The 14,243-nt window shown below is 41.4% G+C and carries 19 protein-coding genes; 13 read left to right on the top strand and 6 right to left on the bottom strand.

Annotated elements, in window-relative coordinates; genetic code table 11:
• Positions 1-96 precede the first annotated feature (96 nt).
• The 5 genes from KHS79_RS24185 to KHS79_RS24165 all read left to right on the top strand — a co-directional run bounded on the left by KHS79_RS24185 (position 97) and on the right by KHS79_RS24165 (position 4,800).
• On the top strand, positions 97-1,209 hold the full coding sequence (locus tag KHS79_RS24185) for a hypothetical protein (protein WP_212722752.1): 1,113 nt from the start codon (positions 97-99) through the stop codon (positions 1,207-1,209).
• Positions 1,210-1,332: 123 nt separating this feature from the next.
• Positions 1,333-1,557 (top strand): WGR domain-containing protein, encoded by a 225-nt coding sequence (locus tag KHS79_RS24180; protein WP_094789627.1) that lies wholly within the window; start codon positions 1,333-1,335, stop codon positions 1,555-1,557.
• 857 nt (positions 1,558-2,414) lie between these two features.
• Entirely contained in the window at positions 2,415-2,627 is a 213-nt protein-coding gene (locus tag KHS79_RS24175) for a hypothetical protein (RefSeq protein WP_212722751.1), read from the top strand.
• A gap of 569 nt (positions 2,628-3,196) precedes the next feature.
• Positions 3,197-3,838 (top strand): integrase domain-containing protein, encoded by a 642-nt coding sequence (locus KHS79_RS26010; RefSeq protein ID WP_325167644.1) that lies wholly within the window; start codon positions 3,197-3,199, stop codon positions 3,836-3,838.
• Between the two features lie 788 nt (positions 3,839-4,626).
• On the top strand, positions 4,627-4,800 hold the full coding sequence (locus tag KHS79_RS24165) for a hypothetical protein (RefSeq protein WP_212722750.1): 174 nt from the start codon (positions 4,627-4,629) through the stop codon (positions 4,798-4,800).
• Positions 4,801-5,027: 227 nt separating this feature from the next.
• Here the strand turns inward: KHS79_RS24165 and KHS79_RS24160 are convergent, their stop codons facing one another.
• The 6 genes from KHS79_RS24160 to KHS79_RS24135 all read right to left on the bottom strand — a co-directional run bounded on the left by KHS79_RS24160 (position 5,028) and on the right by KHS79_RS24135 (position 8,297).
• Complete coding sequence (locus KHS79_RS24160; RefSeq protein ID WP_212722749.1) at positions 5,028-5,561, bottom strand: hypothetical protein; 534 nt, start codon at positions 5,559-5,561, stop codon at positions 5,028-5,030.
• Positions 5,546-6,253: a Fic family protein gene (locus KHS79_RS24155; RefSeq protein ID WP_212722748.1), complete on the bottom strand. Its 708-nt coding sequence runs from the start codon at positions 6,251-6,253 to the stop codon at positions 5,546-5,548. The genes KHS79_RS24160 and KHS79_RS24155 overlap by 16 nt, the downstream gene beginning before the upstream one ends.
• A gap of 86 nt (positions 6,254-6,339) precedes the next feature.
• Positions 6,340-7,248 carry a zeta toxin family protein gene (locus tag KHS79_RS24150; RefSeq protein ID WP_212722747.1) on the bottom strand — a complete coding sequence of 303 codons (909 nt, stop codon included), beginning with the start codon at positions 7,246-7,248 and terminating at the stop codon, positions 6,340-6,342.
• A gap of 10 nt (positions 7,249-7,258) precedes the next feature.
• Complete coding sequence (locus KHS79_RS24145; protein WP_094790002.1) at positions 7,259-7,519, bottom strand: hypothetical protein; 261 nt, start codon at positions 7,517-7,519, stop codon at positions 7,259-7,261.
• 113 nt (positions 7,520-7,632) lie between these two features.
• Positions 7,633-8,061: a type II toxin-antitoxin system VapC family toxin gene (locus KHS79_RS24140; protein WP_212722746.1), complete on the bottom strand. Its 429-nt coding sequence runs from the start codon at positions 8,059-8,061 to the stop codon at positions 7,633-7,635.
• Positions 8,061-8,297, bottom strand: a complete 237-nt coding sequence (locus tag KHS79_RS24135; RefSeq protein ID WP_027710417.1) for a type II toxin-antitoxin system Phd/YefM family antitoxin — start codon at positions 8,295-8,297, stop codon at positions 8,061-8,063. The genes KHS79_RS24140 and KHS79_RS24135 overlap by 1 nt, the downstream gene beginning before the upstream one ends.
• Before the next feature lie 418 nt (positions 8,298-8,715).
• Between KHS79_RS24135 and KHS79_RS24130 the strand changes: the two genes are divergently transcribed.
• From KHS79_RS24130 to KHS79_RS24095, 8 genes are all read left to right on the top strand, one after another.
• Positions 8,716-9,039 (top strand): hypothetical protein, encoded by a 324-nt coding sequence (locus KHS79_RS24130; protein ID WP_212722745.1) that lies wholly within the window; start codon positions 8,716-8,718, stop codon positions 9,037-9,039.
• Between the two features lie 99 nt (positions 9,040-9,138).
• Complete coding sequence (locus tag KHS79_RS24125; RefSeq protein ID WP_212722744.1) at positions 9,139-10,140, top strand: hypothetical protein; 1,002 nt, start codon at positions 9,139-9,141, stop codon at positions 10,138-10,140.
• 458 nt (positions 10,141-10,598) lie between these two features.
• The gene (locus tag KHS79_RS24120) at positions 10,599-11,003 is read left to right on the top strand and encodes a hypothetical protein (RefSeq protein ID WP_212722743.1); all 405 of its coding nucleotides are present in this window, start codon (positions 10,599-10,601) and stop codon (positions 11,001-11,003) included.
• 82 nt (positions 11,004-11,085) lie between these two features.
• Positions 11,086-11,496 (top strand): hypothetical protein, encoded by a 411-nt coding sequence (locus KHS79_RS24115; RefSeq protein ID WP_212722742.1) that lies wholly within the window; start codon positions 11,086-11,088, stop codon positions 11,494-11,496.
• 43 nt (positions 11,497-11,539) lie between these two features.
• Positions 11,540-12,058, top strand: coding sequence for a hypothetical protein (locus tag KHS79_RS24110; RefSeq protein WP_212722741.1), 519 nt, complete (start codon positions 11,540-11,542; stop codon positions 12,056-12,058).
• A gap of 135 nt (positions 12,059-12,193) precedes the next feature.
• The gene (locus KHS79_RS24105; protein ID WP_212722740.1) at positions 12,194-12,400 is read left to right on the top strand and encodes a hypothetical protein; all 207 of its coding nucleotides are present in this window, start codon (positions 12,194-12,196) and stop codon (positions 12,398-12,400) included.
• Positions 12,401-12,770: 370 nt separating this feature from the next.
• A complete protein-coding gene (locus KHS79_RS24100; protein WP_212722739.1) occupies positions 12,771-13,328 on the top strand; it encodes a hypothetical protein in 558 nt (185 codons plus the stop codon).
• A gap of 41 nt (positions 13,329-13,369) precedes the next feature.
• A complete protein-coding gene (locus KHS79_RS24095) occupies positions 13,370-13,948 on the top strand; it encodes a DUF3885 domain-containing protein (RefSeq protein WP_212722738.1) in 579 nt (192 codons plus the stop codon).
• Positions 13,949-14,243 lie beyond the last annotated feature (295 nt).

Raw genomic sequence — 14,243 nt, 5'->3', positions numbered from 1 at the left:
ATGTCATACCTGTGACATAATACTTAACCAGTATTATTTAGCATTTCATACTTATTAATTCATAAGTATTACTTCATACTTTTTCGGAGGTGCTTAGTGCCACTAGTACGCCACCCCAAGAGCGCACTACAACTGATACCCAGCTACACGGGTGCCACCCTGAGTGTCACTTTATCAGTGGCACTATCTGTATTGCTCTTTGCATCAATCTCAGAAAATTACTACTACAGTCTTATGTTCGCTGGGCTTGCGATTGCATTCGAGTTAGCAAAATTTGTTGCGCTACCTGAGATTGCACGACGCAAACATCGCAAAGACTGGGTGGGTGTCATGGGTGCCACCCTTCTTTTTGTCACGCTAGCTGCTGCAAGCATCCTTGGCTCGATTGGTGGGTTGCAGAGTGACACCCAGCGAATTCAGGCCAGCATTACCAAAGCAGAACAGCAGCGAGCAGCTCTGATTGAAGAACGTCAGTTGCTACTTGCTGAAGTGGCAGAGAATCAGAAAGCTATAGATAAGTACATCGCACTTAACAGAATTAAGAACTTTGCGCAGCCTTTGCAGCAACGTAATGAGGCGTTGAGGATGAAAGCGGCAACGATACAAGACAAAATCAGTACGCTTGATGTTACGCAAGAAACGCCAATGACAGCTTTACTTGGTGCAATTGCTACAGCAGTGGGTGAAGATAAAGCAGTGGTGCAAGTTTATGTATTCATACTTTTAGCGGTACTGCTTGACCTAGTTGCAAGCTTTTTCATTTGCTTATTGCGTGAAGAAAACGACTTCCGTCGTGACTATCAAAGTAAACTAAAAGTTAACGAGGGTGGCACTAATGAACATGAGGAAGAAAACACAACGGATGCACTTTTAGAAACTGCCACCCCTGATGCTGAAAAAGTGCCACCCACTGCTACCCCTTGCCAACGGGAAGATAGCGACGTTGGGTGTCAGCAAGAGGAGGGTGGCGATAAACCCAAAGATATGGAACAACATCAAAATGTTGTCAGCATCAATAGTAGCAACAAGTACGAAAAGATAAAAAAAGAAGTGATATCGATGAAAGGAGGGGAGGCTATAAGCAAACGTCAAATGATTAAAGACTACAAGCTTGGTACCCGAACGGCAGATCGTTATTTTAACTTACTGCTTAAGGAAGCCTTGATTATTCAGGATAGTGAGACAAAGTATTTTTATCGCGCTGCTTGATGTTGAGTAGATTGAAGGGACGTTCTATCACGCTGCCTGTTTTTGTACTTTTGTGATCGCAAGTTCATCAGCTCAAGCTAGAATTAGCTTACAGTGCGTTAAGGATGACTTGGAGTGGTTCGAATGATTTTAATGCATAAGATCAACGCTGAGACGAACGAAAACAAGTACTACAGTTTGCACATACAGCCAGATCTTTTTGGGCACTGGTCCCTTATGAGGTACTTTGGCCGTATTGGCAAAAATGGGCAGCTTAAAGTCGATAGCTTCGAGTCCGAGGAAGAAGCGAGAGAGTTATACGACAAGTTAGAGGCAAGCAAAAAAGCGCGGGGTTACTTCGAAGTATAGAAACTGCCACTGTGTGCTACTAAGCCCAGTTGCAGTACCTTTCAAAAAACTGCACTTTTTTTCATTTTCTTGCGCTTTTTTTCACACCGTGCAATCACCCATTTTTGCCTGAATCCCAGTAGATATATGGGGTAGGGCGGTGATTGTGTTCACTTTGAGATTTCACAAAACGTTTAGGACGCAAAGTCCACAGGGTGGCGAGGAGGAGTGCGTTTTCAACTAGCATTCTTTTATGGATACGTTGAATAAAGTGTGCCGTAGTTTTTCACTACTGTACTTCCCCCTCAGGGGGATAAGAGGGGGCCTTGTGATTGTTAAAATGGTCCGTGGGGGAGTTTGTGGGCGAAGCGGTAATAGCAGTGTAGAAGGGGTGTGAAGCAGGGCGGAACACCGCTTATGCAGGGCTTTTACCGCGCCTCGAAGCGTCGTCCACTGATCAGACATACTTCAAATGCTGCCCTCACATTTTAACTGTAGGATAGGGCATTTATTTTTTAACTCGCTGACTCTCCAACACGTTTTTTCGCGTGAACCATGTCCCACTTTTATACATTGTTTAAAGTAGATAATAATCGATATTCATACGCTATTTTGTGTTTTAAGTATATACATATCAATTTATGGGGCTTTTTATTGTTATAAATTGATTTAAATAGATTAATGTATATTTTTATATATAACTTGGTGCAAAACGACAAGTAAAATATATATGTATCAACATTTTTAATGAAAATGACACGGTTGCCATTCTGTCCCTAGTGCCTAGGGACAGAATGGCGGACACGCACATTCATTGGACTATACGACGATTGCATTGCGTTATCAGCACGTGACGTATACTATTTCAGGCTCATGCTGTGCACCTCAGACAGTCAACTGAGGTTGATCATCGTAGTACGTCAAGCCCAGGACGAAAACCAGGCGACCATCCTGGCTTTGCCAGCGTAAACGTCAAACCAAAGACGCAAAAAAAGGTTCCCCTTACTACGATCGATCATCAGGTCCCACTCCAGACCCTAAACGGAGTACCCGCCGCAAGACCTGGAGCCAACCAGCCAATAGTGCCGTAAAACCTCCCTTGCAGGTGATAGCAAGGTCCCAAACCATTGGCCTTCCCAGTGAAGCCCGCAGTGCCCAACTGTGATAACAAGGTGGGTTAATAGGAAGCAAGCAACAAGCGATAGTTGTCGTTCACTAGAAAAAGACTGCGAAGTCCTAGTACGAGAATGAAGCGTTGAACCGATGTAAACACCTCGTGTTGACCCTTCAATCTGCTTTGCCATCAGCCACCGCTGACCAATGCAGAGGGTTTTTGACCCCACTTAACATCTATGGCCTTAACCTGTGATCACAGGACTTTTCTACGCAACGACGTAGGCAAGAGGCTTTAACACTTACCGTTTTTATTGTTGTTAAGATCAACCGAGCTTGTTTAAACCATGAGTCAATCCACGCTGAAATACCAGCTAAAGCAGCTGTGTGCTCGTAATCGGGATGGTTCCTTTGCCACCCAGGCTAATCGACAGCGACTATTAACACGCTGTGCGGATGAATTAAAAAGCTTGGGCTATTTGCACATGAACCTGCATAGCCTCAAAGGCAAGCAGAGGATAAACGTCCGGCAACCATTAAAAATCGAATGGCAGCCTTACGTTGGTGGGCGGAAAAAATCAATAAACCGCAGGTTATTGCCAAAGACAATGACTTTTATGGTATTGAACGACGTCAGTATGTCACCAATACCGATCACAGCCGAACACTCTGCCAGGAAAAACTGCAACGTATTCGTGACCCACATATTCAATTAAGCTTGCAACTACAGGCCGCTTTTGGTTTACGTCGAGAAGAATGCTTAAAATTCCAGCCCAGCTATGCGGATCAAGGTGACCACCTCCAACTTAAAGCCTCTTGGTGTAAGGGCGGTAGGGAAAGAATAACCCCAATCAGGACACAAGCTCAGCGAACACTGCTACAGCAATGTCATGACTTAGCCGGTAATGGCTCCATGATTCCTGCCCATAAAACCTATGTACAACAACTGCGGGCCTATACCTATTGGACCATGCAAGCCACGCTCGATAAAAATCACGGCTTACGCCATCGCTATGCACAAGACCGTTACCAAACAATAACGGGTTGGCCTTGCCCCAAACAAGGCGGTCCTTTAGCTAAACAACTCACCCCACAACAGAAAGCACAGGATCACGCAGCACGACTCAAGATTTCTCATGAATTAGGCCATGAACGGGAAGAAGTCACGGCAGTGTATTTGGGGCGTTAATATCATGAATGGTTTAATTTATTTAGAAAATAAATTAAACCATTGCCACCGTTGAGCATGCTGATCTGCTACAAAATAGCGAAAGAACAGGACTGAATAATAAGAGAGTGTGGCCTAGCTCAGGATGACAGCATTGATTGCCACAATATTTCTCATTGAAAACTCACAGTAGTTTGAATTCCATAAGCGTTTATCGGTATAGATTTTCGCTATTTTACTGCTATTAGAAAATCACTATTTTAGCACTACAAGTGCACTACAAGTGCGCTATTACTCCACTATTAGTGCGCTATTAGTAGCCATTACATGCCTGTTCTATAGTATTTCAGGATATCAAACGTAAAATAGTGGTGAAATTGTGCAGAAATGGCAGCTTATTCGAAATGGTTGTTGCACACTTATTGTGGGGTAATGAACGCCGTTAGGCGGGCAGGATGGGTGAAGTAGGCCCACACGTAAACGTGATGCTCCTACTTCACTTAACCTTATTCGCATGGCATGCTCAACGGTTATCCTGCTCTGCGAGGCTAGCCGATTGCCATCGGATAATTACCGAAGAGATATTGAATTGCTGTTCACTTTCTTTGTGGGACAAAGAAATAGAGTACGTAGATATGAGGGTTGGCTAGGCTAACGTCGGTTGAATGTTCGGACAAAGAAACAAAGCTGTGATATTTTGGCTAGGACTTGAATCCATTTAAATCGGCTTCTGACCCGTAACAACAGCTGTAAGGTTCTGTTCGTCTACAGCGTCTGTGGCAGGAGCGAGTCAGGAGAAGACATAAAATATGTATAAATACCGCTTTGCCCTTAAACCAAGTCAAAAAGAGAAAAAACTCGTTGCTCAGGTATTTTATTTTTTTCAAAAAGAAGAAGATAAACTAGAGGATGCAGCGCTAATTGAGATTATTAAAGCAAGAGAAAACCAGCCATCAATACCTGTAGATATAGATGATCTGTAGGCATTTTTTGTTTCCTTCAGTGAACGTGTGTAATTCGAAGTATTGTTATTTTATGCACCCTTTCCACATGGACACATTTTATTTGCGTGGATCTTACTGTGACAGATGTAGTCAATCATCAGGATAAGGAGCAACCAGCATCACTTATGGTGTTTGGTATTGAGCTAACTCGCCCTGATGGCACAGTCTTAAAAAAACATCAGTTACTGACCAGTGTTGTTGATGCGTTAAATAAAGTTCATCACCTTCGGAAGGTGGGGGCCAAGGTACTCTATAGATTCAAGCTCCCAGTCTCCAACAATATTTACTGCTAGTTCTCGTGCTTTTTTGGCGCTGTCTGTTTGGACAAGCGCTTGATGACGTATCCCGATAACCTTCCAGTAGCCATTTTTTCCATTGTCAGGGTGGAGATCAAAGTCAGGTAACTCATTTGAAAATAGTCCTGGGCACTCAAGGACATGAGATAATCTATCCGTGCTTTTATGTTCAGTATGGTCGTCACGTTGACAACGAATAATCTTCATAGAAGTGCTTATGTTAATAAGACACGCTTCGCACAGTGAAATATCGACAGATGTCATATCCCATCCTGGTGGAGAATCATAGCCAAAGGTATGTTTAATGCGAACACAAGTATGCATTTCATATATTTTATGGCATTTGTCACAGGTGAACTTATCTGGTTCCTTTACTGATACTATTTTGTAGTGGATTGGCATTCGTGCGTTTTTCTCCTGAAAAAGAGCTAATTCGGTATGCATTGCTCGCACATAATATTAATCAAACGATCATCCAGGCAAGAACGCATAAACTGATTCATAGGACCTTGATCACCAGACTGATAAAAGTCCAACATTAACTGGTTAAACTCCAGCTGTCGTTTAACAGGAAGATTAATGACGGGGTAACCAGCATTGAGCAATATGCCATTCATCATGAGCCGCCCCATCCGTTTATTCACACCATAGAAAAACCGATGACGCGCCATGGTTAGGAATACAAAAATCGCTTGGTCATAGATGTCGTCTATCCCTTTGGCACCCGCTACCATTTTATCAAACAGGCAAGGAAGTTCACTGGCTCGGGGAGGCATGTAATCAGTACCCGCAATGGTGACTCCTCCAGAACGGAACTGACCCCACTCTAAAGCTTCTTCTTTCCCTGCAATGCCATGCAACCAACAAGCATAGTCAGCGTTCAATTTAAACGTCCCTTGCTGTATAGAGTCAAACAAGTGCCGCCACGCATTACCCTGGTTTACAGCAATTTGCTGATCACTGAGTTTATAACCACCAACGGTAATACCCTCTAACAGTGTTTGGATCTCTGGCAACGTGAAGTGAATACCTTCCAGTGCTACAGCATCATGTACAAACACTGCAATTTCACGTTTTGCCAGCATTAATGCTTTATTTTTATTGGGCGTAATATGCCAGTGTTTATCTGTTGCCATACGATTATTTTCTATTATTCAAAACCAACAAAATGTGAGTAAAAGCGGTGATAGTGGGTAGTGCTTCCAGGCTATCTCGAAAATACTTATATTTTATGCGTTTTTGACTTGGACTGACGGGCAACATTTTCATTTATTTTTTGTGTAGCTTCCTCAAGTCGTTTATTGATATTGCTGACTTCTGCAGGTGTTGCATGACGCTCAGGTGTTTCAATAAGCGACTTTAATTTAGTGTAATTATTTTGAAGTTCTGACAGTTCCTTAAGCGTCATTTGGCGATCACGTTCATACTTCAGTAGCTGTGATGCTTGAGGCCCAATTCTCCATTGGTCATCTTCTAGCTGATTCGTGTAAACGGCCTTATGGTCCTTGTTATACAAGGTGCTCTTATCTACCAGTTTGAGGGCTTCAGTGTGTTCAACTACGTTAGCTAAGCCTTTATAGGCTTGATCATGCTTATCTTTCGTTGAAAACCGACCAAAACCATTTTGTTTTTTCTGTTCTTCATAACGGGTATAAATACGCTGTTCACTCACCTTCTCATTAACGGCCATGGCTCGAAATTCAACGGTATACCCTGCTTGCTTTAACCCTGTTGCTAACTGCTTAAAAGCTGCTAGACCCTTTGATGTCTGATCAATGATCAGGTTTCTGCGGTTTTCTACCGCTGACATGATGAGCTTTACTGCCCATTGGCTAGCATCTTGGTGTGTTAAGTTCGCTGCTTGAATATCATCTTTTTTTAGCAAGTCATAGTAGCTAGGGTGTTGTTTCCTGAGAATATCAGCATCAACAAGGATATGACCGCCCTGGGTTTTCAGTTCCTCTTTTGCCTTTGAGGTAATACCAGATTTTCCAGAGCCTGGTTGACCACCCGTGATAATGGCCAGCGGTTTCTCTTGCTCTTTGCTGTTGGAGAGGTATTTTTTTTCAATTCGGCGTTTAAAGATACTATCGTGTAACTCTTTAGGAAGCACGTACTGCTTAGTTAACATGCTTTTCCCCTTAACTGGTCATATGTGCTTTTACAATAGGCGCATATTCATTCAACACACGCTCTATCTTGTCATCATCATCGATCAGCAGGTCATTTAACTCATCGTGAAACGTATCTTGTTCACTCTCCCACTGTCGTATTAGATCCTGGTTTGGTTCTGGCTTTTGCTCTTCTTCATAGATCCACTTTGAGCGCATAGCAATTAATACACCGATGGTTTCTTGCGCGGTTTCGTAACGCGCTAACTTCTCTGTCGTACTTAAATTCATTGATAACGCTCACGTCAGTGGTCTGAATCCGGTTAATGTAGAGAGTACTTGTTCCACAAAATGTTCCACGCGGAACATAACACAGTTGATGTGTGCCTTCTGTAACACATAGATCAATCAAGCAAGTAAAGTGCGACTTCAGCTTTTTTGGCTGCTTTTGTTAAGTTTTTATCCAACGTTGCAATGGGTAAACCTTCACGCACAGCGAGTTCCAAATAGGCTGCATCATAACTACTGAGGTTATAGGTTTTCGCTAAACGCATGATACGCCCAAAGGCATGGCTGGCGGTGGCAAGATCAACATGTATTGGCAGGCTTTCCAGTTGTGCCAAAAACGACTCTACTTCCGCAAGACTGATTTCTTCCCGTTTTTCCGCACCAAGTAACACACTAACTGCCTCCAGATGCCACAGGTTTGGAACCACAGCCGCCTTTTCCACCATCGTCTCAAGCACACTGATTGCGTACTCTTGGTCAGTGACTTTGGCTGTTTGTAGAAGCCAGCGCATGGCGACTGAGTTATCTAAGACAAAATCACTCACTACTTACGACCATCCATTTTCAGTTCATCTAAGACCTCATCCGACATCACATGTTGTTTCATTTTCTTGATATTGGCGATGGCATTTTTCACCTTCTGTTTCTGATGATCAGCGGGCACCAAATCGGCAATGACTTTACCCCGGTTGGTTATAGTGAAGGATTCACCAGACTCTACCCGGCGCAATAACTCTGGGAGCTTAGATTTTGCTTCATACGAACCAATTTCGTTATGCATACTATTATTCTCCTTAACATATGAACCAGTCTATTAAACTGGTCTATATGTGTCAAGTTAAGCCATTATGCAAGCTAGAAGCTTGTCAGCGCCTTGCATCTGCTCGAACTGTTTGAACATGAGGAGTAGCAAAAAATGAGAGGTTATGGCCTATTTTCATCAACTCAAGCGCTAGAGATTGGAGCCCAAGAAACCAAGCTCGGTCACTAACCTGATACAGGAGGGATTAGCGGTCCATTTAGGGTACACCTATAGTGTACCGGTTAAAGATTGGTTAATTATCAATCAGTAAATTCGGCATAAAGTTTTTACTGTTTCTAAAAAATCTAGGTTTTTATAGCTATATACGATAGATTATGGACAAATTTTTAATGCCATCAGTGTCATGACTAAAAACAAAGGTGTATTTTAATTTCTTATGAATAAGCTCATGTTAGCTGCTTTGCTATATATCTGTATTACTCCTGCCTCTGCTTGGGAGATTGATATACCCCTAAACACTGTCACCACCATTGGGGTCCATGATAAAAATGTGGGGTTTGTATCATTCAAAGAAGGTGTACACCAAAACTGTGCTTACCAGCACTTATACTTTGATATATCAACAAGTACAGGAAAATCTTATCTATCTATTTTGTCCACTGCCAAGGTTAGTAAAACAAAAGTTCGAATTGGTTATACAGCTCCAGCTTCTCAAGGTCAGTGTTACTTAGAGCTAGCTGCTTTGGTAGAAGTAGAATAAGCAAGAAAGGCTTTTGAGGCTATAGTTAAGGCAAACATAGCCTTTTAATATTGCTCTATCCAAGATAGTTATAAATATTTATATTTTAGTAAAAAATAAATGAAAAACATTATACTTTACTTACTAATATTTTTTTCCATTGCAAATATAACTCAAGCTACTGAAATAAAGCGATTTCACTATATTCCACAAAGTGCATCTTTAGAAAGGGTTATTGTTAATAACGCAGATAATCCTCCTCCTCAAAATAGCTTACCACATCTTGTAGCAAACAATATTGTTTCAGAAGACGAAGAGATTACACCATTACCATCATCCATTTGGAGTGGAAACTATTGGACAAATATTGATGAGCTCACAGCTGACGCAATTCTTCAAAAGTCTCTAACAAAAATAGGAGGGTTTCCAAAATATGGAAACACGGTGGTTCAAGTTTCAAACCATAATGTTGGATTTCACTTAAATACATTTAGCACTAGTTTACCAACCATGTATACTGCGACTTCCCTTCAATATTTTGTTGGTTGGGAAAAAGGAAAAAAAGTTTGGTACCCCAATGAAAAGCTTTGTTTGAGTGGACAAGCAAAAATAGCTTCAAGTTTCTCAACTGGACAAGCTGTAAACCAAGTAATGTACACATTACATTTTACAAGCATAAAAGGAAATATGCTTTTTTTAAATGTGATGCTTTTTGATTCAAGAAATACATATAAAATAGAAGACAGTGTTCATTGGGATGAACAAGATACTGGTACAGCCATTGTGATTTCACATGCCCAATCTCAAGAACAAAATAGCTCTAACGTTAGATATACTTCTACTATCGACGGTTATGGTAGTTTGTTGCTTCCTGCAAAAGTGGGTAATGCCCCAAGTATAAAGGGAGATTATGGTTTCTGCATAAGCCAGCAACAGTTTTCCCTAGCAGTTAATGATATCAACAATAAGTTTGGTAAGAATTATTCTACTTCTCCTGAAAACTGGCTTTTAGACTTTTTCCTTTTAGGGCCTGAAATAAATATAAGACCAAACTCCAGTCTTCCCCAAGGGAACGGACACATAGGCATGAGCGTTGGAGAAATATGGGTTTATAATAAATAAACTTCTACTGGGCTATAGTATAGAGTTTTCTTGTACTCTATGCTTGCTCCTTCGCAATTCAACCCCATCTTAGATAGTGCATTTAGGGTATACCTATAGTGTACTGGTTGCAGGGTAGTACACTAATTATTGACCCCCTATGTAAAATGGACTTTTTTAGAGTACCAATGTAAAACGGACCAGTCGTTTATCAAAAAGTATACATTTTGAGAGGGGCAGGGAAGGACTATCAAAAGTGCTCTCATAAGTAATGTATCAAACTGCCTACAGACTTATGACAGGTTGCACGGCTGCTGAGAGGATACGCTGTTTAGTGCATTTGTTTCAGGCATGCTCATCAAGAGGAAACAATTATATGCTTGATTAATGATAGGCTTTTCTCAAAATCACTCTCATAAATAGCGACGGTTAAGTATCCTAAAGTGACGTTCATTAATAGTTAGCAGTCAAAGGAAACCATGAACTTTTTAGCTGGAACCATAGTCGATTGTGAAAGAAATGAAGCTCTTGAGCTTGATGAGGAAATTGAAAAAATCGCACAGGAGATTGGTTGGGATAATGTTCTCAAAGAAGCTTATCTTACTCTTGCATCATATAAAGTAATGGGGCTCTGGTATGCCGCTGCGTCAATAATTGGTTGGGCAGCTGAAGATGGCCTGAAAATGCCTATTCCAGAAAAAGAAATCATAGCTCGCATGTACTGGTGTTTGGCTAAATATGAAAATTTGGGAATGACAGGGGTTGCCGATGGAGAAAATCTTGTTTGGAGCACAACGTGTTCTCTTGCAAAAATATCGTACACAAGCGACTGGCAACCAATGGAAGACCCAGAAATCCAGAAAATGGTGGAGAGTTTTGGGTAAAACTGCTAACAAGGCACTGTTGTCGGAATAGTTTTCCGCTGTGCTCTAAACCATCCACAAAGTGCGACGTTAGAAAACAAGCATGTCACAAAGTACCGAGCTAAGATTGCAAGCCGCAATAAGCATATGCACAAAGGTCATTGAATCTATTGGAGGAGATGGGTGGCAAGATCTTGTGCTGGATTTGATAAAAATAAATGAGTTACTTACATGCAAGCAGTTTGAAAATGCAATAGAAATAATTCGAGGCCTCCCTCGAGGAGCCCTATCAGGAGTATATAATAAGGACACTGATTGGATGGATACTTTAACTGAAGACGATCTTTCTGAAAACTTACATATGGATGCATGCTATGTGTTAGCGTTAGAGGCTCTACATGATTTACGTGTTCACTTGTTATACGGAGCAGAACGAAAAATTGTCGATATCAGTGACAATGCAATATTGCAAAAAAAATCGGAACTCGAGTCAAATGCCAAAACGGCTTTCTAACAAATTGTCAGTTTCACTCTGCGTTATATTTTAGGTCGTACTATTGAGCGATGAATTAAAAAGTAAGTTGAGTCAGCTTCAGCAGCGGCGTAAAGCTCGCGAAACCACGCATCTCTTGCCTAAGGAAGTATTGGAAGGGGCTGATCTAAACCGGTTTTCTTATAAGGAAGATGTTTACTCAACTCATAGTCTGGAACTATTTCCTAAAGGAGTTGAGGGTAAATACGTATATCCTGAGGGATATTCCGTATATGAATATGTTGAAGTCGATCAATTAGCTCATTTGGTCAGGTGTATTGAGGAGTCTGGCCTTGTATTTGATAGTGAAGTATTTGTTTCTCTTGATAATGACTCTGCTTATTGGCCACTAAGCCAAGAGAAAATTGGTAAATTTTTAGCTTGGTATTTTAGTTGCTTAGAAAATAGTTATCAGGAGCTGGTAATATTTCAAGCTGATTTTAAAAAAGGTATTGTTGTGGATAAATATTGTGGTTATTTACCAAAAGGAATGAGCACAAATGCCAACGAAACTGTTTATGAATTCGTATATTGGGAAAAATAAATATAATCGGCTAATACTGCTCCCTACCCACCATCACTGGATACCACGAACCACAAGGCCTACAATGGGGTTAGGTTTTGCGTCAGAGTGACGTTTATTAATAGTTATGCATAAAACTGGAAGCTTCAGATACATATGAACGAGATGGATTTTCAAGAAGGAACTGAATTCTATATCAAAGAATTCGATACGCCTCTGGCCTATATTCCAAGTAAAGGCTGGGTAAATTATTTCGGCGGTTCACCTCGCCCGTATGACCCTAAAGGATTAAAGCCTGGTAACAATTGGCCTGCAAGCTCGTTTAGAGAATGGCTTAAAATTGTTGAAGACTCGAAGTCTTGATGTACTTCTTGAATACATAATCGGGTAAGAGCTGGTATCTCCCCACACCACCCTGCATGCGGGTCCGCACAGGGCGGTTCATTTAACTTATCCGTTAGGATAATGAATTTTGATCCATCCGTCCCTGAGTGATAATTACCTGTAAAGAAAACGGTGGTTTTATTTACAGTCGCCTCTATTGATTTTAACCTTTTGGCTAATGCGGCCTTTATGGCCAACGCTGTGCACGAGGGAAAATGAAAAAGGGCCGTTTTTTTAATCTGGCTCAGATAGTGAGGGCCGGTTAAAATTAATCAGAGTGTTTTACGTCAATGCGACGTAATATATTGCGTCAGAGTGACGTGCATTAATAGTTAGATGAAAGGGAAGTATGAAGAAGTTAATTAGCTCTATATTGGCTGTTTTAGGTTTAAGTAGCTCAGCAATGTCTGAAGAAAAGCAATTTCCACCTGTACCTAAATGGAAGCCAGACTTTTCTGCATCTAATGAAAGCCAATTAGAAAGAATGATTTTTTACACTAATGAGGGTAAGGATTTAGCGCAGTTTTCAAACGGAACTATTGTAATCCTTGAAGATGGGCTTGATGATGATCAAGCAAGGCAATATGCAAATGAAGTTCTGTCCAAAATATTCAATTATCACCCAGATATGAATCCGGTGAATATGAAAGATGGAAATATTTTGGTTCAGTACAACCATCCGGCGTATAACGTCGTACTCACCGGTTTTACCCAAGAGCATATGGATGTCATAAAATCGAGACATATAGATGCCCTGGCAACTGATGAGGTGTTAATTACTGGCTTAGGCCAAAACAAATTTGATGAGTTTGGTATGCAAGCCTTATACGGTAGAGCGTTTATGTTTATGGATGCTCAAGAACCTAAAATTGTTCGCTTGTATCGTAAAGGCTCATCTAACAAATAAAGGCAGCGGACAAACCGCTGCTTTAGGCGTTAAATTTCACCATGATTGAAGAACTTACTAAATTCTGGAATGGCGAATTCGATAATTTCGCTCCAGAAGCTCATAACCTAAAGCATGCGTATAAAAGCCGCTGGGTACGCTTTCATTCCTTGCCAGAGTCGAAGCGATATCCAGAAAATGAAAGTGAGTATTTAGAGATCTTGAGTAGGCACAATCTAGTTCTTCAAGAGTTGTGTGGCAATGGAAGTAAGGTTTTCGTTGTATTACCAGAGTACTCAGAGGGACGATTACTCTCGCAGCCAAGGTCAGAACTCTTAAAGCTATTTTCAGCCAGTGAACCTTGGTGCACACTAGCGCAACACGAAGATGACGATGATTACGAATCCTATTGGCATCTTCATGTATCAGAGGTCGAGTTCCCTAGTAGTGAGCTTAATAGCCTTTTTCGTATGGTGGCCAACGATGAGGTGGATAATATTATGATTATCTGCCCCAGCAAAGGCATCGTGTTTCACCCCTATGATGGAGGCGCGGATATCGTGTTGGCATCAGCAGAGGAAAGAGATCACCTAAAGGAGCAGCACCGTGAATGGTTATCGTCGCATCCTGAGGGTTTCTAAATTTAATCGGGTAAAAACTGGTATCTACCCAGCTCTCCCCACACCACCCTGCATGCGGGTCCGCACAGGGCGGTTCATTTAACTTATCCGTTAGGATAATGAATTTTGATCCATCCGTCCCTGAGTGAAAATAGCCGATACGCAGGGTTATCGGCTATTTTTTCAACCGCCAGCCCTGCCACTCGTCCGATTACGTATTACTCGCAGCCTTTAATGTTAGCAACTACTTACCTTTAAATAAGCTGTATTTATTAACCTTTTTTTGTTATCGCAGTTAGTTATAAGGCTTAGCCTC

Source organism: Zooshikella ganghwensis (genome assembly GCF_018263875.1).
Classification (GTDB): domain Bacteria; phylum Pseudomonadota; class Gammaproteobacteria; order Pseudomonadales; family Zooshikellaceae; genus Zooshikella; species Zooshikella ganghwensis.
Note: the sequence above shows the minus strand (reverse complement) of the source record. Positions and strands in the feature narration are given on the sequence as shown.

Excerpts from the sequence above, each read along its gene's own strand:
- KHS79_RS24115 (WP_212722742.1), top strand. The coding sequence starts at position 11,086 with ATGTCACAAAGTACCGAGCTAAGATTGCAAGCCGCAATAAGCATATGC.
- KHS79_RS24120 (WP_212722743.1), top strand. The coding sequence starts at position 10,599 with ATGAACTTTTTAGCTGGAACCATAGTCGATTGTGAAAGAAATGAAGCT.
- KHS79_RS24095 (WP_212722738.1), top strand. The coding sequence starts at position 13,370 with ATGATTGAAGAACTTACTAAATTCTGGAATGGCGAATTCGATAATTTC.
- KHS79_RS24105 (WP_212722740.1), top strand. The coding sequence starts at position 12,194 with ATGAACGAGATGGATTTTCAAGAAGGAACTGAATTCTATATCAAAGAA.
- KHS79_RS24135 (WP_027710417.1), bottom strand. The coding sequence starts at position 8,297 with ATGCATAACGAAATTGGTTCGTATGAAGCAAAATCTAAGCTCCCAGAG.
- KHS79_RS24145 (WP_094790002.1), bottom strand. The coding sequence starts at position 7,519 with ATGAATTTAAGTACGACAGAGAAGTTAGCGCGTTACGAAACCGCGCAA.
- KHS79_RS24130 (WP_212722745.1), top strand. The coding sequence starts at position 8,716 with ATGAATAAGCTCATGTTAGCTGCTTTGCTATATATCTGTATTACTCCT.
- KHS79_RS24165 (WP_212722750.1), top strand. The coding sequence starts at position 4,627 with ATGTATAAATACCGCTTTGCCCTTAAACCAAGTCAAAAAGAGAAAAAA.
- KHS79_RS24160 (WP_212722749.1), bottom strand. The coding sequence starts at position 5,561 with ATGCATACCGAATTAGCTCTTTTTCAGGAGAAAAACGCACGAATGCCA.
- KHS79_RS24100 (WP_212722739.1), top strand. The coding sequence starts at position 12,771 with ATGAAGAAGTTAATTAGCTCTATATTGGCTGTTTTAGGTTTAAGTAGC.
- KHS79_RS24125 (WP_212722744.1), top strand. The coding sequence starts at position 9,139 with ATGAAAAACATTATACTTTACTTACTAATATTTTTTTCCATTGCAAAT.
- KHS79_RS26010 (WP_325167644.1), top strand. The coding sequence starts at position 3,197 with ATGGCAGCCTTACGTTGGTGGGCGGAAAAAATCAATAAACCGCAGGTT.
- KHS79_RS24155 (WP_212722748.1), bottom strand. The coding sequence starts at position 6,253 with ATGGCAACAGATAAACACTGGCATATTACGCCCAATAAAAATAAAGCA.
- KHS79_RS24180 (WP_094789627.1), top strand. The coding sequence starts at position 1,333 with ATGATTTTAATGCATAAGATCAACGCTGAGACGAACGAAAACAAGTAC.
- KHS79_RS24150 (WP_212722747.1), bottom strand. The coding sequence starts at position 7,248 with ATGTTAACTAAGCAGTACGTGCTTCCTAAAGAGTTACACGATAGTATC.